This window comes from Aquitalea magnusonii, assembly GCF_002217795.2.
In the GTDB taxonomy this organism is placed as follows: domain Bacteria; phylum Pseudomonadota; class Gammaproteobacteria; order Burkholderiales; family Chromobacteriaceae; genus Aquitalea; species Aquitalea magnusonii_B.
In genome coordinates, this window is sequence record NZ_AP018823.1 from 451,635 (window position 1) to 470,657 (window position 19,023).

The window sequence follows — 19,023 nt, forward strand, 5'->3', positions numbered from 1 at the left end:
CATGCGCCATGCCAAGGTAAAACAGCGGGTGCCTACGCTGGGTGAACCGCCAGGAACCCTCCTGCCTGTCGGGGACGCCAAAGTGGAAGCCAGCAGCATCACCCTGCTGGAATTCGGCCCACAGGAGCTGTGCGAAACCCGGTTTGAGTCGGTGGCCGCGGGGCTGGCCCACCAGTCAAGTCAGCCAGTGCGCTGGCTGAATGTATATGGCCTGCACGATGTTGGCGTGATGCAGGCCATTGGCGAGCGTTTTGGCCTGCACCCGCTGGTGCAGGAGGACATTCTGAACAACCGGCAGCGCCCCAAGCTGGAAGACTACGGCGACTATCTGTTCATCGCCACTCGGGTATTCGACTTTCCGCCCAATGGCGGTCGCTTGCGCTACAACCAGATGTACTTGGTGATCGGCAAGGATTTCGTGCTTTCCTTTCAGGAAAAGCCCACCGGAGTATTCGAAGCGGTGCGTGAGCGTCTGCGTAGCTGTCGCGGCGCCCTGCGCAGTAAAGGTGCGGATTACCTGGCCTACGGCCTGATCGATGCCATTATCGATGACTACTTCGGTGTGCTCAGTCAATTTACCGAGCACGTGGAGCGCACCGACCAGATGCTGCTGCATGGCCACGAACAGGGCGTGCTGCACAAGGTGCAACGCCTCAAGCACGACTGCCTCAAGCTGCGCCGCTCGATTCTGCCGCTGCGCGAAATCCTGCTGACGATGATGCGTGGTGAATACCGGCTGATCCAGCCGGATACCCAGGTTTATCTGCGTGATGCTTACGACCACACCATGCATGTCATCGAATCTCTGGAAATGTCGCGTGAGATGGTGTCTGACATGCTGGACTTGTACCTTTCCACCCAATCCCACCGGTTGAACCTGCAGATGCGGGTGCTGACCGTATTCAGCATGATCTTCATGCCGCTCACCCTGATTGCCGGCATCTACGGCATGAACTTTGAAAACATGCCGGAGCTGCACTGGCACTATGGCTATTTTGCGGTATTGGGTTTGATGGCAAGCATTGCCATCGGGCTGATCTGGCTGTTTTCCCGGCGCAACTGGATCTGATCCGCCTGTGCATTCCCTATAGCCGCAGCGCCTTGGGTGCTGCGGCTTTTTTACGCCCGTGGCGGAGGATGGATGGTTTTCATATACCCCTTGGGGGTATATACTGCAGGCAAGGAGTTCATCATGAGCCAAACCGTCATTACCCTGCCGATTGCCGGCATGCACTGTGCCGCCTGTGCCGCGCGGCTGGAAAAGGTATTGGGCAAGCTGGATGGTGTCAGCGCCAGCGTCAGCTTTGCCAGCGAACAGGCGCAAATCAGCTATGCCCCGTCACAAAGTAGCTTGCAGCAAATTCAGGATGCCATCGTCAAAGCCGGTTTCGCCGTGCCACAACAGCAGATGTCGCTGGAGATCGAGGGCATGAGCTGCGCTGCCTGTGCGGTGCGGCTGGAAAAGGTGCTCAATCGCTTGCCGGGAGTTAGTGCGCAGGTGAATTTTGCCACCCACTCTGCCCAGTTGCAGTACGCAGCCGGCACGCTGCAACTGGCGGATGCACTGGCGGTGGTGCGCAAAGCCGGTTTCACGGCCAGCCCGCCTCAGCACGCCTCGCACGACGAGCTGCAACAGCAGCACGCACGCCAGTACCGCCGCGAACTGGGCTGGTTTGGCCTGTCGCTGCTGCTTACCCTGCCTTTCCTGTTGGAAATGCTGGCCATGTTGTTTGGCTGGCATCAGCTGATGCTGCCGCGCAGCCTGCAACTGGCGCTGGCCACCCCGGTGCAGTTCATCATCGGCTGGCGTTTTTATCGCGGTGCATGGCATGCGCTCAGGACTGGCGGTGCCAATATGGATGTACTGGTGGCACTGGGTACCAGCATGGCCTGGCTGTTGTCCACCGTGGTTACGCTTAGCGGCTGGCAGCAACAGCATGTGTATTTTGAAGCCAGTGCGGCAGTCATTACGCTGGTGTTGCTGGGCAAGCTGCTGGAGGCGCGCGCGCGCGGCAAGACATCCGGTGCCATTGCCAGCCTGATCCGGCTGGCACCGCGTCAGGCGCGTATCGAGCGTGACGGCCAGTTGCAGGATATTGCGGTTGAACAGTTGCAAGTGGGCGATGTGGTGGTGGTACGCCACGGCGAAAGCCTGCCGGTGGATGGCGTGGTGGTGGAAGGGCAGGCCGCCCTCGACGAAAGCATGCTCACCGGCGAAAGCCTGCCGGTCAGCAAAAGCGTGGGTGACAAGGTATTTGCCGCCACGCGCAATCAGCAAGGCATGCTCAAGGTGCGGGCCAGCAGTGTCGGCAGCCAGACCCAGTTGGCCGAAATCATCCGGCTGGTGGGGCTGGCACAAGGCTCTAAAGCACCCATCCAGCGTTTGGCCGACCGCATTGCCGGCGTGTTCGTGCCGGTGGTGGCCGCCATCGCGCTGTTGACCCTGCTGCTCAACGGCTGGTGGCTGGGCGACTGGAGCCAGGCCTTGATCCGTGCCGTGGCGGTGCTGGTGATTGCCTGCCCCTGCGCGCTGGGATTGGCAACCCCCACCGCCATCATGATGGGCGTGGGCAAGGGGGCCGGGCGCGGCGTGCTGTTCCGCAATGCTGCTGCGCTGGAAACCGCCGGACGTATCGATACCCTGGTGGTGGACAAGACCGGCACCCTGACTGCGGGCAAGCCGGTGGTGACGGCCATCTGGGCGGCGGACGGCGCTGAAGACCGGGTGCTGCAACTGGCTGCCAGCATGGAAAGCGGCTCAGAACATCCGCTGGCCCGCGCCATTGTGCAGCAAGCCGCCGAGCGTGGTGTCAGCCTGTTGTCCGTGCAGTCGTTCCGGGCCGAGGTAGGGCAGGGCGTGATGGCAACCATCGACGGCCATGGCAGCCTGCGCTTGGGACGACCGGACTGGGCCAGCACCGCGGCCTTGCCCGCCGGCTGGCCACTGCCTGGGCAAAGCATGATTGCGCTGGCTGATGCTAAGCGGCTGTTAGGGCTGCTGGCGATTGCCGACACCTTGCGCCCCGGCGCGGCACAGGCGGTAAAAACCTTGCAGCAGATGGGGGTGCAGGTCATCATGCTGACCGGTGATAACCCGTCAACCGCCGCGGCGATCGCCGCCGAGGCCGGCATTGCCGATTACCGGGCCGGGCTGCGGCCGCAAGACAAGGCCGCGGAGATTGCGCAGTTGCAGGCGGCTGGCCATAAGGTGGCCATGCTGGGCGACGGTGTCAACGATGCGCCGGCACTGGCTGCTGCCGATGTCAGCTTTGCCATGGGGGCGGGTTCTGATGTGGCCATCGAAACCGCCGACATCACGCTGATGCAGGGTGATGTGCTGCATGTGGCGGATGCCATCCGCCTGTCACGGGCTACGCTGGGCAAGATCCGGCAAAACCTGTTTTTTGCCTTTTTCTACAATGTGCTGGGTATTCCGCTGGCTGCGCTGGGCTTGTTGAACCCGGTGGTGGCGGGGGCTGCCATGGCGATGAGTTCGGTGTCGGTCGTCAGCAACTCCCTGCTGCTGCGCCGCTGGAAATAAACGGAAAGGAATAATCATGAGCGAACTGAAACTGAAAATCGAAGGCATGACCTGCGGCGGCTGCGCCAACAGCATCAGCAAGGTGCTTTCCACCATGGCTGGCGTCAGCAGCGCCGAAGTCAGCCTGCAGGACAAGGCTGCCAGCATCGTTTACGATGCGGCCACGGTTTCGCCGCAAGAGCTGGCTGCCGCGGTGGAAGACGCTGGCTTTGATGTCGTGGCGGCCAACTGACAGAATCAGTACCCGCATAGCGTAGAAACACTTATACTCTCGTCATCAAGGATGCCGGTCTTCAGGCCGGCATCTTCATTTATACAGCAGCGCTACAGCGCCGTGACATGAAGCGATAATGGGTATCTGGATTGGAAGGCTGGCCGCCTGCTGCGGCCTGGTCATGGCATGCCATGCGGCACAGGCAGCAGCCCTGTCGGTACTGGCTGAGGAAAACCTGCCTTTCTCTTACCGGCAGGATGCCAGCATACAAGGCTATTGCACCGAGGCGGTGCGCGCCGCGCTGGATGTCGCCCGTTTGCCATACCAGATTGATATCCAGCCCTGGGCGCGCATTTACACCACCACCTTGTCCAAACCGGGGACACTGATGTTTCCCATCGCCCGGACACCGGAGCGGGAAAACAAGTTCAAGTGGATAGGCCCGCTGGTGGCCAACCGCATTGCCTTGTTCCGCAAGAAGGGGCGCAGCGACGTGGTGGTACACAGCCTGGATGATGCCCGGCGTTACCGCATTGGCGTGGTCAATATGGACTTCCGCGAAGAATATCTGCGCCGCAAGGGTTTTAGCGATGTGGATGGCAAGTCTTTGATGGTGGTGAGTTCCAGCGATCTGTTACTACCCATGCTGCATGCCGGCCGTATCGATCTGGTGCCGCTGGGCCTGGCCAAATGTGCGCCACACGGACTGGATTGCAGTGGCATCGAGCCGGTGTATGTGCTGGGTGAGCTGGAGTCGGCGCTGTACATGGTGTTCAACCGTGATACCAGCGATGCGCTGGTGCAGAAAGTGCGGGAAGGCTTCGAGCAAACCCGGCGCAATGGCAGTCTGGCACGGATCATGGCCCCGCTTAACCGCATCTATGGCCGCTGAACAGGCCGCCCGGCTACAGTTCGATGCTGATGCCCTGTTCCAGCGGGTGCAGATGCAGCAGCGATGGCAGCTCCTTGCGTACCTGTTCCAGCAACTGGGTGCGCTGCCTGTTGTCGGTATGGGTAATCCAGACGTGGACATTGGGCGGCAGGATTTCCAGCATGGGAATCAGCAAGGCCGGTGACATGTGGCCATCCACCATGGCCTTGCTGGAGTTCTCATTCAGATAGCTCAGCTCGCAGATCACATCGGTCAGTGAAGGCACATGACTGATCCAGTGCCAGAACGGCAGGCAAGGCCCGGAATCTCCGGTAAACGCCAGCGCCCGCCATGGTCCTTCCAGCAGCCAGCCGACTGTCGGCACCTTATGCTCTGCCGGCAAGGCGGTGGCAATTCCGTCCGGCAGCGAAACCGCATCTCCCACCTCCACCGCATGCAGACGCAGCCAGGGCACATTGCCCGCTGCCGCCTTGGTGTAGTCCGGCCATTGCTGGCTGTTGAACATCTGTTGCTTCAGCGCATCGATGGTTTCCTGCTGGGTATAGACATCCACGCCGCGCCCACCATGGCTGATATGGGTATCCGCCAGCAGGGGCAGGCCGCTGCAATGATCCAGATGGCTATGGGTGAGCAGCACGGTGTCGATTTGCAGTAGTGCCTGTGCATCCAGATCGACAATGCCGCTGCCACAATCGAGCAGGCAATTGTCATCCACCACAAAGCAGGTGGTGCGTGTTGCCTGACCGTGGCCGGATGATGATCCCAGAACCTTGACGTGCATGTGTCTCCCCTTGCAAAGGTGCGGCATGAAGCCCTTTGCAGTGTAGCCGATGGCGCGACATCGCGCCGCAGTGACGACCTGCGGATGCCGGTAGTGTACCGTCGCTCCGGCCTGGTTTGTGCATCCGCACCATGATAGTCCTGGCAGGGAGCGCTGATATGCGCCAGGTAAAGGCCGGACTGCCGCAACCGCCAGGCCAATCAGGGATGGGCTCTGGCCAGTCGGCGTCCTGTCCACTCCAGCGTGGAGCACAGCAGCAGGTAGGCAATGGCAACAATGCCGAATACCTGCAGGGGGTATACCTGTTCGCGGTTATTGATCTGGGTGGCGACAAAGGTGAACTCCGCCACGCCAACCACATAGGCGAGCGAACTGTCCTTCAGCAGGGTGATCCACTGGTTGACGAAGGAGGGCAGCATATGGCGCAAGGCCGGCGGCAGGATGATGTAGCGCAAGGTCTGCCAGCGGTTCATGCCCAGTGCCGCACCAGCCAGCCATTGGCCCTTGCCGATGGCCTCAATCCCGGCCAGCACTGACTGGCTCAGATAGGCGGCGTTAATCAGTGCCAGGGCGGCAATCACCGTCAGTACACCGGGGATGTCGATGCCAAACAGGATGGGCAGCAGGAAGTAGCACCAGAAAATCAGCATCAGCACCGGGATGGCACGCAGCACCTGCACCAGCAGGGTCAGGCTGCGCTTCAGGCGCGGGCCGCCCATGGTGAGGGCAATACCACCGGCCAGGCCGCCCAGCGTGGCCAGTACGCCGGCAGCCAGGCTGATGCCCACGGTGAGCAGCAGTCCACCCGGCTGCCCCTGCGCCAGATTACCCCATAGCAGATAGTCCAGATTGTCTTGCAGCAAGGTCAGCATCATCGGATACGGCCCTCGGCGGCGTGCCGGCTACCGGCCAGTTGGGTGGCGATCACCAGCAACAGGTAGAGCGCAGTGGCCACGGCAAAGGCTTGAAAGGCCAGCAGGGTTTCGCTTTCCACCTGACGCGAGGTATAGGACAGCTCCGCCACGCCAATGGCCATGGTCAGCGAGGTGTTTTTGATCACCGCGGTGTACTGGCCCAGCAGCGGCTGACGAATCACCCGCAGCGCTTGTGGCAGCACGATGTAGCGGAAGATCTGCCACTCCGTCATGCCCAGGGCGCGCGCCGCCAGCCTTTGCCCGCGGGCCACGGTATTTAGCCCGGCGGCCAGTTCGGCGCTGATGAAACAGGCCGAATACAGCGACAGCGCCAGCCAGGCGGCCAGCCACTCGAAAGAGGGCCAGCCCAGGCTGAAGCCCAGCGGCAATGCCCATTGATGCGGGGTGTTCAGCCATTGCATGGCGGCATCCGGCAGCAGGCCGCCGGCCCCGAAATACCACAGCAATACCTGTACCAGCAGCGGTGTATTGCGGTGCAGGCTGCAAAACAGTCGTGCCGGCCATTGCAGCGCGCGCAGCCGGCTATCCTGTGCTGCACACAGCAGGACACCCAGCAAGGTGGCGGTCAGGCAGATGCACAATGCCAGCGCGGCAGTCATGGCGGCACCATGCAGCAGCCAGCCCAGGTAATGCGGAGCCAGCCAGCCTTGTCCCAGCCAGGAGGGCGGAGTCATCAGTCCATTCTTTCAGTAACAGGGGATGAGCATGCAGAAAACCGGCCTGTGCGACAGAGGCGCAGGCCGGTTGTCCTGTTCGTGCAGGCTTAGCTTGCGTCGCCGATCTTGAAATCGCGCGGCAGCGGTGCCTTGGTGCTGGGGCCAAACCAGCGGTCATAGATCTTGCGTGCCTGGCCGGACTTTTCCAGCTCTAGCAGCGTGTCGTTCACCACCTTGGTCAGACGGGCTTCGCCCTTGGGCAGGCCGATGGCCTGGTATTCGCGGGTCAGGGTAAACGGTGCCAGCTCGTACTTGGCCTTGTCCGGCGCATTGGCCAGCAGTGCCGCCAGCTTGGAGCCGTCCTGCGAGATGGCCTGCACATTGCCGTTACGCAGGGCGGTAAAGGCCAGCGGGGTGTCGTCGTAGGCCACTACCGTGGTCTTGCTGTATTTCTCGCGCAGATAGATTTCCTGGGTGGTGCCCTTGTCCACCCCCACGCGCAGGCCGGCCAGTTGTTCCGGCTTGCTCAGGCTGCCTTTGCGAGCGATGAACTGCTGACCGGATGCAAAGTAGGGCAGGCTGAAGTCCACCTGTTTCTTGCGCTCTTCGGTCACGGTGAAGTTGGCGGCCACCAGGTCGGCCTTGCCCGCCACCAGCAGCGGAATGCGATTGGCCGGATTGGTGGGCACCAGTTCCAGCTTGACCTGGAGTTTCTTGGCAATGGCTTGGGCGACTTCTACATCCAGACCGCTGATCTGGTGAGTCTTGGCATCCAGAAAGCCAAACGGCGGGTTGCTGTCGAAGGCTGCCACGCGCAGCACGCCGGCTTTCTTGATGTCGTCCAGGCGATCGGCCAGGGCATGGCCGGCAGTGCCAAGCAGGGTGAGTGCCAGTAGCAGGGAAGGGATTTTCATGGCTGAGCCTCTTGTGGAGTGAGAAGGTGATGACAGTCAGTACCGGTAGGTGCTGCTGTGAATGGGCTCCATGCTAGGTGTAGTGGCTCAGCAGGTAAAACGATTTAAAATGCATTTTTTATCAGGATATGGAATAAGCAAGGGCAGCACAGTGGCTGCCCTTGCACAGCGCGGTGGGGCCGGGCGCAGCGCTCAGTCCATCTGCCTGCGCCAGTGGCGGCTGATCTGTTCCACGGCCCAGGACAGCAACAGCATGGCAATGATCAGGCTGGCTGCCCGGTGCTGCTGGAACAGCGACAGCGCCAGATAGAGCTGTTGTCCCAGGCCGCCGGCCCCGACAATACCCAGCACCGTGGCGATGCGGATATTGTTTTCCCAGCGGTACAAGGTATAGGCCACCCATTGGCTAAATACCGTCGGCAGCAGCCCGTAGGCAAAAGCCAGCACCCGGCTGGCCCCGGCCTGGCGCAGGGCCAGTTCTGGCGTGTGATCGGCATTTTCCAGCGTCTCGGCAAACAGCCGCCCCAGCACGCCGGCAGTGTGCAAGGCCAGCGCCAGCACCCCGGCGGCCGGGCCCAGCCCGACGGCCAGTACGGCTATCGAGGCCCATAGCAGGTCCGGCACCCCGCGCAGCAGGTTAAGCAACAGGCGGCTGGCCAGTTTGAGCAGACTGCCAAAGCGCCCGGCGGCCGGCATCGCCAGTACCGCCGCCACCGCAAACGCCAGTACCGTACCCAGTGCCGACATGGCCAGCGTTTCCAGCGTACCGTGGGCCAGCTCGGCCAGCATGTCGCCATCCGGCGGGAAAAAGTCATGGCTGAAGCGTGCAATGGCGGACAGATCAAAGCCACTGTCGCGCCAGCCCGGCAGCAGCCACAGCACGCTGGCTGCTACCGCCAGCAGACTGCTGCCCAGCAGGTAGAGGCCACCACGCGCACGCTCCAGCGCATGGCGCGACAGCAGGCTGATGCCCTCGCTCAGGCTCACCAGCAACAGGAAAACCAAGAGCAGGGTGCTGACTTCGCCGCCATTGAGCATTTTCAGGCTGGTGTCCAGCAACTGGCCCACGCCGCCGGCACCGACAAAACCCATTACCGCCGAGGCGCGTATCGCGCATTCCCAGCGGTAGACGCTATAGCTCACCAGCTCCGGCAGGGCTTGCGGCCACAAGCCATACAGCAGGCACTGCCAGCGGCTGGCACCTTGCAGATGCAGTGCGCCAGCCAGTTCGCGCGGCTGGGATTCCAGAATCTCGGCATACACCTTGCCCAGCATGCCGCCATAGGCCAGACCGATGGCCAGCACCGCCGGCAGGCTGCCCAGGCCGGCTGCACGCACAAACAGCAGTGCCCAGACGATTTCCGGAATGCCGCGCAAGATCACCATCAGCCCGCGCAGCAGTGATTTGAGCAGTTCGATACCCGCCAGCGCCACTTCGCCCGCCAGCGCCTGGCGATCCAGCGCACGGGTGGTGACAAAGGCCAGCGGTGCGCCCAGCAACATGGCCAGCGCAATACCGGCGGTGGCACTGGCCAGCGTGGTGATGGTTTCGCGTGCCACATCCAGCAGAAAACTGCCTTGGGTGGATAGCGGGAAAAAGCCGGCGACAAAACCGGCCATGGTGCGCCAGCTATCGGGATTGGCCAGTGTGGCCGGATTGAACTGGGTCAGGCTGAAGCTGGGTGCCAGCAAGGCCAGGCACAGCAGCAGGGTGAACAAGCGTGGCCAGCGCGCCGGATCGCGTGGATGGGGGGTCAGCATCGCAAGCCCTGGCTGACGCTGGCTGCCGGTGGCGTAGCTGCCGGCTCGGCCAGCCTTTCGCCGGCATACAGTGCGCTTACCACACCGGGATGAACCTGCTCGCGTGGCAGGTCGAACATGATCTGGCCGTCACGCACCCCGATGATGCGCGGGAAATGAGCCAGCGCCAGTTCCACCGAATGCAGGCTGACCAGCAGGCTGGCCTGGCGTGCGTGGGCTTCTGCCACCAGCAGGCTGATGGTGTCTTCCGCCAGCCTGGGGTCCAGCGCGGCCACCGGCTCATCCGCCAGCAGCAGATCGGCCTGCTGATACAGCACGCGGGCAATGCCGACCCGCTGGCGCTGGCCGCCGGAAAGCTGATCGCAGCGTTGCCACAGTTTGTCGGCCAGATCCACCTGTTGCAGGCAATCCTGAATGGCTGCGCCATCATCAGGCCACAACAGTCGGCGCAGCCCGGTCAGTGCGCCGGATTGCCCCAGCCGTCCGGCTGCCACCGCGTGGATCACCCTTTGCCGGGCGGGGAGCGGCGGCGACTGGTAAACCATGCCGATGCGGCTGCGCAAACGGCGCAGCCAGCGTGCCGACAAATGCCATGGGTTGTCACCCAGCACGCTCAGGCTGCCCCGGCTTGGGCGGTAGCGCGTGGCGGCCAGCAGCAGCAGCGAGGTTTTGCCGGCCCCGGAAGGGCCGATCAGCGCCGCCTGTTCGCCGCCGGCCAGCTCCAGCCTGATGTCGCGCAGCACATCCACACCGCCTAGCTGCAGGCTGACACCGTCAAACAGCAGGCTCACTTGAGCAGGCCTGCCGCTTCAGCTGCCGCCTCTATGCCCTTGTAGTTGTCAGCCTTGGTGGGGATGAAACGGCTGGCGCGTTGCAAGTCGAGAATGGCCTTGTCCTGCGGATTTTTCGGGTCAAGCTTGAGGAAGGCGGCGGTAATGCGTGCCTGCAGTTTTTTGTCCAGGTTGCCGCGCACTGTCCAGTTGTAGTCGTAGAAGGCCGGGCTGGTGGCCAGCAGTTTCACCTTGTTGCTGTCTACCTTGCCACTTTCCACCAGCTTGTCCCATACCGAGGCATTGAGCGCACCGGCATCTACCTTGCCGGAGGCCACCCAGGCCACGGTGGCGTCATGCGCGCCGGAGTAAGCCACATTCTTGAAGAAGGTTTCCGGTTTGATGCCTTCCTTTTGCAGGAAGTAACGCGGCATCAGGTGGCCCGAAGTGGAAGAGGCCGAGCCGAAGGCAAAGCTCTTGCCCTTGAGGTCCTTCAGCGACTTGGCGCCCACGGCGGCATTGACGATGAATTTGGAAGTGAACTTGCTGTCTTCCTCGCGCTGTACCAGCGGCACCACCTTGCCATGCAGGCTGGCCTGCACAAAGGTAAAGCCACCCAGCCAGGCCATGTCGATCTTGTCGCTATTGAGCGCGGTCACCACCGCGGCATAGTCAGTCACCGGTACAAACTGCACCTTCATGCCCAACTCTTTTTCCAGATACTGGCCTAGCGGAGCAAACTTGCGCTGCAACTCGGTCGGGGCTTCATCCGGAATGGCGGAGACTTTCAGCACGGCCTCTTCGGCCGAGGCCAGTGCAGAGATGGCCAGCAAGGCGGTGGCCAGCGAGAGCTTGAGGGTTTTCATGCCTGGTATTCCTTATCTGTGCGGGCAAAAGGCCGCAGGACAAATAAAAGCCAGTCGATGATTGGCTTCATGACTGGCTTTATTGATAAACCGCAGTGGCAGGCAAAAGGCTGCCAGAGCCAAGTATAGCCTAGCGCTGCTGGCGTTTGCCGAACAAGACCAGCAACACCACGCCGATAACAATCATCGGCAGGCTCAGCCACTGCCCCATGCTGATGGTGTAGGAATGGCCGAAGATGCCGGCATCCGGATTGCGGAAAAACTCGCTGACAAAGCGTGCCAGACCGTAACCGATCAGGAACACCGCCGACACCTGCCCCCGCGCACGCGGCTTGCTGCTGTAAACCCACAGCACGGCAAACAGGGCGATGCCTTCCAGCAGGAATTCATACAACTGGGAAGGGTGACGTGGCAGTGCGCCGTACTGCATCAGCATATTCAGCAGGTCGGACGAAGTCTGGCCCTCGGCCAGATCATTGGCCCGCGCCTGGGGAAACAGCATGGCCCAGGGCAGATCGGGGCTGGCCACGCGGCCCCACAGCTCGCCATTGATGAAGTTGCCGATACGCCCGGCGGCCAGACCCAGCGGCACCAGCGGGGCGATGAAGTCGGTCAGCTCCCAGAAGCTGCGCTGCTGCTTGCGGGCAAACAAGGCCATGCCCACCAGCACACCCAGGAAACCGCCATGGAAGGACATGCCGCCCTTCCACACCATGAAGATTTCCGCCGGATGGCTGAAGTAGTAGCCGGGCTCGTAAAACAGCACTTCACCCAGGCGTCCGCCAATCACCACGCCGAGCACGCCATACATCAGCAGGTCGTCCAGCAGTTTTGAGGTGAGAAAAGCGTGGCCCTGGCGGATGCGGTAATTACCCAGAAGCAGGAACAGGCCAAAGCCCAACAGGTACATCAAGCCATACCAGTGAATGGCCAGCGGGCCCAGGTGAATGGCAACGGGGTCGAACTGCGGATGAACGATCATTTGTCAGGTGGGTGCGTTTGCGGTAAAAGAATATGGACGAAATTATACGGAATGCGTTCCGCCGCGTCCTGTCATTACCATGACAGATTGCGGCCAGCCCGATCCCGCGGCACCCCGGAGAGGGCAGACCTGCCTGCAACACAGGCGCGGTCAGTGGCAATGCGCTCTGCAAGCATCTGATCATCAAGGAAACAAGACATGCCCCAATACCGTTCCAAAACCTCCACCGCCGGTCGCAACATGGCGGGTGCCCGTGCCCTGTGGCGTGCTACCGGCATGAAAGACGAGGATTTTGGCAAGCCCATCATCGCCATTGCCAACAGCTTCACCCAATTCGTGCCCGGCCATGTCCACCTGCACAATATGGGACAGCTGGTAGCGCGTGAAATTGAACGCGCCGGCGGTGTGGCCAAGGAATTCAACACCATCGCCATCGACGACGGCATCGCCATGGGCCACGGCGGCATGCTGTACAGCCTGCCCAGCCGCGACCTGATTGCCGACAGCGTGGAATACATGGTGAATGCCCACTGTGCCGACGCGCTGGTGTGCATCTCCAACTGCGACAAGATCACCCCCGGCATGCTGATGGCCGCCATGCGCCTGAACATTCCGGTGATTTTTGTTTCCGGTGGCCCGATGGAAGCGGGCAAGGTGCAATGGGGCAACGACATCCGCAAGCTCGACCTGGTGGACGCCATGGTGGAAGCGGCCAACAGCGCCATTTCCAATGAAGATGTGGAGCGCGTTGAGCGCTCGGCCTGTCCGACTTGCGGCTCCTGCTCCGGCATGTTTACCGCCAACTCGATGAACTGTCTGACCGAAGCCCTGGGCCTGTCGCTGCCGGGCAACGGCAGCCTGGTGGCCACCCATGCCGACCGCAAGGAACTGTTCCTGCGCGCCGGCCGCCTGATCGTCGACATTACCAAGCGCTATTACGAGCAGGACGACGCCAGCGTGCTGCCGCGTGCCATCGGCACCAAGCAGGCGTTTGAAAACGCCATGAGCCTGGACGTGGCCATGGGCGGCTCCACCAACACCGTGCTGCACCTGCTGGCTGCTGCCAGCGAAGCCGGTGTCGACTTCAAGATGGCCGACATCGACCGCATCTCGCGCTCGGTTCCCTGCCTGTCCAAGGTGGCGCCGGCCACGCAGAAATACCATATGGAAGACGTACACCGCGCCGGTGGCGTGGTGGCCATCCTGTCCGAACTGGACCGTGCCGGCCTGATCCACCGCGATGTGCCCACCATCCACAGCAAGACGCTGGCCGAGGGGCTGGAAGCCTGGGACATCATGCGCCATGGCGAAGACAGCGAAGCCCGCCGCTTCTACCGCGCGGCACCGGGCGGCGTGCCCACCACCATCGCCTTCTCGCAATCCATGCGCTATCCGCATGTGGATGACGACCGTGCCGGTGGCTGCATCCGCGACAAGGCCAATGCCTACTCGCAGGATGGTGGCCTGGCCGTGCTGTACGGCAATATCGCCGAGCGTGGCTGCATCGTGAAAACCGCTGGTGTGGATGATTCCATCCTCAAGTTCACCGGCCGTGCCCGCATCTTCGAAAGTCAGGACGACGCCGTTGCTGCCATCCTGGACGACCAGATTGTGGCTGGCGACGTGGTGGTCATCCGCTACGAAGGCCCCAAGGGCGGCCCAGGCATGCAGGAAATGCTTTACCCCACCAGCTATCTCAAGTCCAAGGGCTTGGGCAAGGCCTGCGCGCTGCTGACCGATGGCCGCTTCTCTGGTGGTACTTCCGGCCTGTCCATCGGCCATGTATCGCCAGAAGCAGCCGAAGGCGGTGCGATTGGTCTGGTGGAAGAGGGTGACACCATCGAGATCGACATCCCCAACCGCGGTATCCGTCTGGCCATCAGCGACGAGGCACTGGCTGCCCGTCGCGCCGCCATGGAAGCACGTGGCCGTGACGCCTGGAAACCGGTGGATCGCCAGCGCCCGGTCAGCGCCGCCCTGCGTGCCTACGCGGCCATGACCACCAGCGCCGATACCGGAGCGGTGCGTGATGTGACCCAGGTGGAAAAATAAGCGGGCTGTCCGCTGAATCGGTAACAACGGCAGCCATGGCTGCCGTTTTTTTATGTGCTTGTCCGCGACTTCTTCCATGCTTTAACTGGAACAGCGGCAACTGTGCTTGCGCCTTGCGCGGCAAGCTGTCTCAGCTGCTTGATCGATCAACCCATTGCGAGCCGACCATGCCATCAACTTCATCCCTGCAACTGACCGTCGATGCCCAGTATTGCAGTCCCTATGCCATGTCGGTGTATGTGGGGCTGCTGGAAAAGCAACTGCCCTTTACCCTGTCGACACTGGATCTGGATGCCGGGGCCAATCATGCACCGGCTTATGCGCTCCGTTCGCTGACAGCACGGGTGCCTGCCTTGCAGCATGGTGACTTCGTGCTCAGTGAGTCCTCGGCCATTACCGAATATCTGGACGCGCTGTTTCCCGCCCCGGCGCTCTATCCGCAGTCAGCACAGGCCAGGGCGCGGGCGCGGCAAATCCAGGCCTGGCTGCGTAGTGATCTGCTGCCGTTGCGGCCGGAGCGTGACACCCTGGTGGTGTTCTACCGGCTAATCGCACGCCCCTTGTCTGACGCTGCACAGCGTGCGGCGCATAAACTGCTACGTGTGGCCGAGCAGGTCCTGCCGCCGGATTCGGACTACTTGTTTGGAGAGTGGAGCATTGTGGATGTTGATCTGGCATTGATGCTTAACCGTCTGCGCCTGAATGGTGATGAGCTACCGCAGCGGCTGGCGGATTACGCTGCCTTGCAATGGCAACGGCCATCCGTGCAGGCCTGGCTGGATTTGCCCCGGCCTGTGTTGCCATGAGTGGGGCAGGGTAAGACCAAGTAAAACTGTCGGGTATTCGCCACAAGCAATCTTGACCTTGGATAAGAATTTTCTTTTAGCGAGAACTTAAAATCCAGCCTTCAGTCAGATCATTTCCGGTTACTCAAGCAGGCCGGATTCCCTGATTGGTGGCGTTACTTGGCGCCGCTTCCTCTTGCTCTTCCTGCAAGACCGAACATTTCCGCATGTTCGGTTTTTCTTTTTTGTAACAATCTGAACTTGTATACAATATATGTTTAGCGTTTGTTGCGATATTGCTCATAAGTGAACATTTTCGCTTGTCATAGATGCCGCAGCAGACGCGTCATCCCACCGCAGTGTCAATGAGCTTGCTGCGCAAGCATTCCCAGTAGAAGTTTGTCGCATTGCAGGCTTCGATTTTTCAGCATATTTTGTAAAAAATCTTTAATAACATTATGTTATGTGCAAATTGTCGACGTGTCTGAGGCGTTTGGGCAAAAAAAATGCGCGGTGCCGTGAGGCCCGCGCCAAGTCTACAAAGGAGAAATAGAGGAGAAACTATCAAGAAGCAATTGCTGCATCTCAACGAGTACGGATTATCCGGATACGCTGTGCGAGTGTCAACATCTGTATTTTCGAAAAACGAAAAAATATCCATTTTTGTCGCTAATCAGCACATGCTTATGTTTGAAATCGAAAGTCAAGCGCTTGCTTGGTGAGCCAGCGGCGGCGGACTGTGCGACAATATGCGCTTTCCCGATTTCAGCAGGATGACATGATGTCGCAGCCGCTTCTCACTCTCCCGGACCCGCGCCAATACCACCCGCAGGTATCGCTGACCAATATGCTGATCCACAACGCGCTGTCGGTGCAGAACGCGACGACAGAAGCGGATCGCGAGATGTGGTTTGTCGCCATTCGGGATGCCATGGCGCAAATGTTGCAACGTGGCGAATTGCTCTCCATTTCGGTCGCTTTGGCGATGGTGCCGTCGCAGGACACTTATAAGATTGTCTGGGATGCATTGCGGGCCGCAGTCGAGCAGCCGGACGGGCGCTGTGCGCACGTGTTTGCCTTGCCGCTGGTGCTGGTGGCCGGCAGCAAGAACCAGGCAACGCTGCCTGCTGCCATTGCCGATGAAGATGGCTTGAACGCACTGCTGCGCCAACATGGTGTCATCAGCTCGGATGGCGATGTCCGCGTGTTTGGCCAACTGCTGCATCCGGATACGGTGGTGGCGATGGATGCGGCCAGGCTGTACCGCCTGACCCGTGATTTGACGACGTCGGCAGACGGTGTTGGCGAAGCCCTGAACGGTGCCGCCATCACCCTGAAAGAAGAGGGTGTGTTCCTGCGCTACCTGCTGGGTGTGGCCATTCAGCCGGAAGGTGATGCGGTCCCGGTAAAGCTGGGTGGTGCCGTCGGTGCCTGGGGCATGCCGCTGATGAAATTCCTGGGCGAACAATTGCACACCGATGGTGTGACGCTGTTCCCGATTGCACGCCCGCCCTTGCCGGTGATGCAGGCCCTGGTGGCTGGCAATTTCGCCCGCTTCGAGGTGGCCTTGCAGGTGTTTGCCAGCAGTCAGATCCGCCGGCTGCGCGAGCTGTCGAAAGACCCGGTGGCCATTCTGTCCGCCCATGACAACGGTGAGTTGCACATCACCCTGTCGGCAGAAGGCGATGAACGCAACTGGGAGGCTTTTGTCTGGCCGCTGGCGGCCATGGACAATGTGGCACTGATTGAATCGAATTTCCGTGAACTGATGGCTGAATGCCGGGTTCGCGATGTGCATGTGCTGGCCGAGGTTTACCCGGAAAGCCGTGACGGGATCCCGCTGTTCTTTACCGCGGACGACCTGCCGCAGCTGAGCGGACAATAAAGAACTACCATGGCGTGTCGCGTTTGCGGATACTGCCAAAATAGCTTTACGTGAAAATTTTCCACCGGGCGATTCGTGTAGAATGGCCTCATCGTTAACCCTTTGATGGAAGAGTCAAAGATGTTTGCAGCTGACCAGACGATTGCCAAGTTCGACCCGGAACTGGCCGCCGCTATCAAGGCCGAGTGCCAACGCCAGGAAGATCATATTGAACTGATCGCTTCCGAAAACTATACCAGCCCCGCAGTGATGGAAGCCCAGGGCTCCCAGTTGACCAACAAGTACGCCGAAGGCTACCCGGCCAAGCGTTTCTATGGTGGCTGTGAACACGTGGACGTGATCGAGCAACTGGCGATCGACCGCGTGAAGCAACTGTTCGGTGCCGAATACGCCAACGTGCAGCCGCACTCCGGCAGCCAGGCCAACCAGGCCGTGTATTTCTCCATCCTGAAGCCGGGCGACACCGTAATGGGCATGAACCTGGGCCACGGTGGTCACCTGACCCACGGTTCCCCGGCCAACCTGTCCGGCAAGATGTTCAACATCGTGGCCTACGGTCTGAACGAAAAAGAAGAAATCGACTACGACGACATGGAACGCGTAGCGATGGAAACCAAGCCCAAGCTGATCATCGGTGGTGCATCCGCTTACGCGCTGCGCTTCGACTTCGAACGCATGGGCCAGATCGCCAAGAAGTGCGGTGCTTACTTCATGGTCGACATGGCGCACTACGCCGGTCTGATCGCCGCTGGTGTATACCCGAACCCGGTGCCGCATGCCGACTTCGTGACCTCCACCACCCACAAGACCCTGCGTGGTCCGCGTGGCGGCATCATCCTGGCCAAGGCCGAGTTCGAAAAGAGCATCAACAGCAATGTATTCCCCACCCTGCAGGGCGGCCCGCTGATGCACGTGATTGCCGGCAAGGCCATCGCTTTCAAGGAAGCGCTGCAACCGGAATTCAAGATTTATCAGGAACAAGTGCTGAAGAACGCCGACGCCATGGCCCGCACCCTGGCCGAGCGTGGTCTGCGCATCATCTCCGGCCGTACCGAAAGCCACGTCTTCCTGGTGGACCTGCGTCCCAAGGGCCTGACCGGCAAGGCTGCTGACGCGCTGCTGGGCCGTGGTCACATCACCGTCAACAAGAACGCCATTCCGAATGACCCGGAAAGCCCGTTCGTGACTTCCGGCATCCGTATCGGCTCCCCGGCCATCACCACCCGCGGTTTCAAGGAAGCCGAAGCCGTGATGGTAGCCAACCTGGTAGCCGACGTACTGGACAACCCGAACGACGATGCAGCCATTGCACGTGTGGCCGAACAGGCTACCGCGCTGTGCCATCGCTTCCCGGTTTACGCCAAGTAAGCGCCAGCATGTTTGAACAAGGCAGCCTCAGGGCTGCCTTTTTTATTGTCTGGAATAAATCGGCATGGCTTTACGATGGCAGGCATTAACCTGTGTGGTCTTTGCTGATACCATCAGTGCTTATCATAAAAACACTGGATTGACACGTCATGAAATGTCCTTTCTGTGGCAATGCCGATACGCAGGTGATCGACTCCCGCGTCAGCGAAGACGGTACCAGCATCCGTCGCCGTCGCCGCTGCCTGGCTTGTGAAAAGCGCTTCACGACATTCGAAACCGCCGACGTGCGCATGCCGCAGGTGGTGAAATCCGGCGGCCATCGTTCCGAATTCGATATCGAGAAAGTGCGCACCAGCTTCTTGCGTGCGCTGCACAAGCGCCCGGTTCCCACCGCCTTGGTGGACGATGCCATCGACCGTATCTGCCATCGCCTGCTGCAACTGGGAGAGCGCGAGGTTTCCAGCCGCCAGATCGGTGAAATGGTGATGAACGAACTGGCCAAGCTGGACAAGGTAGCCTATGTGCGCTTTGCCTCGGTGTATCGCAGTTTCCAGGATATCTCCGAATTTTCGGATGCCATCAAGGAAATACAGAAATCCAATCACTGAGCGAAGGTAACGC

Annotated in this window: 17 protein-coding genes; 9 read left to right on the forward strand and 8 right to left on the reverse strand. The window is 60.8% G+C overall.

Annotation, left to right across the window (positions count from 1 at the left end; all coding sequences use genetic code 11):
• The first annotated feature begins 1 nt into the window (after position 1).
• The 4 genes from corA to DLM_RS02215 all read left to right on the forward strand — a co-directional run bounded on the left by corA (position 2) and on the right by DLM_RS02215 (position 4,647).
• On the forward strand, positions 2-1,069 hold the full coding sequence (gene corA / locus DLM_RS02200) for a magnesium/cobalt transporter CorA (protein ID WP_089084991.1): 1,068 nt from the start codon (positions 2-4) through the stop codon (positions 1,067-1,069).
• A gap of 123 nt (positions 1,070-1,192) precedes the next feature.
• The gene (locus DLM_RS02205) at positions 1,193-3,541 is read left to right on the forward strand and encodes a heavy metal translocating P-type ATPase (protein ID WP_089085096.1); all 2,349 of its coding nucleotides are present in this window, start codon (positions 1,193-1,195) and stop codon (positions 3,539-3,541) included.
• A gap of 16 nt (positions 3,542-3,557) precedes the next feature.
• Positions 3,558-3,773 (forward strand): heavy-metal-associated domain-containing protein, encoded by a 216-nt coding sequence (locus DLM_RS02210; RefSeq protein ID WP_089084990.1) that lies wholly within the window; start codon positions 3,558-3,560, stop codon positions 3,771-3,773.
• 118 nt (positions 3,774-3,891) lie between these two features.
• A complete protein-coding gene (locus tag DLM_RS02215; RefSeq protein WP_089084989.1) occupies positions 3,892-4,647 on the forward strand; it encodes a substrate-binding periplasmic protein in 756 nt (251 codons plus the stop codon).
• A 13-nt stretch (positions 4,648-4,660) separates the two neighbouring features.
• Here the strand turns inward: DLM_RS02215 and DLM_RS02220 are convergent, their stop codons facing one another.
• The 8 genes from DLM_RS02220 to lgt all read right to left on the reverse strand — a co-directional run bounded on the left by DLM_RS02220 (position 4,661) and on the right by lgt (position 12,312).
• Positions 4,661-5,428: a 3',5'-cyclic-nucleotide phosphodiesterase gene (locus DLM_RS02220; protein WP_089084988.1), complete on the reverse strand. Its 768-nt coding sequence runs from the start codon at positions 5,426-5,428 to the stop codon at positions 4,661-4,663.
• Positions 5,429-5,628: 200 nt separating this feature from the next.
• Positions 5,629-6,303, reverse strand: coding sequence for an amino acid ABC transporter permease (locus DLM_RS02225; protein WP_089084987.1), 675 nt, complete (start codon positions 6,301-6,303; stop codon positions 5,629-5,631).
• Positions 6,300-7,037: an amino acid ABC transporter permease gene (locus DLM_RS02230; RefSeq protein WP_089084986.1), complete on the reverse strand. Its 738-nt coding sequence runs from the start codon at positions 7,035-7,037 to the stop codon at positions 6,300-6,302. Before DLM_RS02230 ends, DLM_RS02225 begins: the two co-directional genes overlap by 4 nt.
• An 89-nt stretch (positions 7,038-7,126) precedes the next feature.
• Positions 7,127-7,933: an ABC transporter substrate-binding protein gene (locus tag DLM_RS02235; protein WP_089084985.1), complete on the reverse strand. Its 807-nt coding sequence runs from the start codon at positions 7,931-7,933 to the stop codon at positions 7,127-7,129.
• 192 nt (positions 7,934-8,125) lie between these two features.
• Positions 8,126-9,694: a phosphonate ABC transporter, permease protein PhnE gene (gene phnE, locus DLM_RS02240; protein WP_231960001.1), complete on the reverse strand. Its 1,569-nt coding sequence runs from the start codon at positions 9,692-9,694 to the stop codon at positions 8,126-8,128.
• Positions 9,688-10,485, reverse strand: coding sequence for a phosphonate ABC transporter ATP-binding protein (locus DLM_RS02245; protein WP_089084984.1), 798 nt, complete (start codon positions 10,483-10,485; stop codon positions 9,688-9,690). Before DLM_RS02245 ends, phnE begins: the two co-directional genes overlap by 7 nt.
• Complete coding sequence (locus tag DLM_RS02250) at positions 10,482-11,330, reverse strand: putative selenate ABC transporter substrate-binding protein (protein WP_089084983.1); 849 nt, start codon at positions 11,328-11,330, stop codon at positions 10,482-10,484. The genes DLM_RS02245 and DLM_RS02250 overlap by 4 nt, the downstream gene beginning before the upstream one ends.
• Positions 11,331-11,460: 130 nt before the next feature.
• On the reverse strand, positions 11,461-12,312 hold the full coding sequence (lgt, locus tag DLM_RS02255; RefSeq protein ID WP_089084982.1) for a prolipoprotein diacylglyceryl transferase: 852 nt from the start codon (positions 12,310-12,312) through the stop codon (positions 11,461-11,463).
• 198 nt (positions 12,313-12,510) lie between these two features.
• Here lgt and ilvD point away from each other — a divergent pair, with 198 nt between their 5' ends.
• From ilvD to nrdR, 5 genes are all read left to right on the forward strand, one after another.
• The gene (gene ilvD / locus DLM_RS02260; protein WP_089084981.1) at positions 12,511-14,364 is read left to right on the forward strand and encodes a dihydroxy-acid dehydratase; all 1,854 of its coding nucleotides are present in this window, start codon (positions 12,511-12,513) and stop codon (positions 14,362-14,364) included.
• Positions 14,365-14,531: 167 nt separating this feature from the next.
• On the forward strand, positions 14,532-15,170 hold the full coding sequence (yfcF, locus tag DLM_RS02265; protein WP_089084980.1) for a glutathione transferase: 639 nt from the start codon (positions 14,532-14,534) through the stop codon (positions 15,168-15,170).
• Positions 15,171-15,927: 757 nt separating this feature from the next.
• Entirely contained in the window at positions 15,928-17,034 is a 1,107-nt protein-coding gene (locus DLM_RS02270) for a hypothetical protein (protein ID WP_231960003.1), read from the forward strand.
• A gap of 120 nt (positions 17,035-17,154) precedes the next feature.
• Positions 17,155-18,402 carry a serine hydroxymethyltransferase gene (gene glyA / locus DLM_RS02275; RefSeq protein WP_045845685.1) on the forward strand — a complete coding sequence of 416 codons (1,248 nt, stop codon included), beginning with the start codon at positions 17,155-17,157 and terminating at the stop codon, positions 18,400-18,402.
• 149 nt (positions 18,403-18,551) lie between these two features.
• Entirely contained in the window at positions 18,552-19,010 is a 459-nt protein-coding gene (nrdR, locus tag DLM_RS02280) for a transcriptional regulator NrdR (protein ID WP_089084979.1), read from the forward strand.
• Positions 19,011-19,023: the final 13 nt, after the last annotated feature.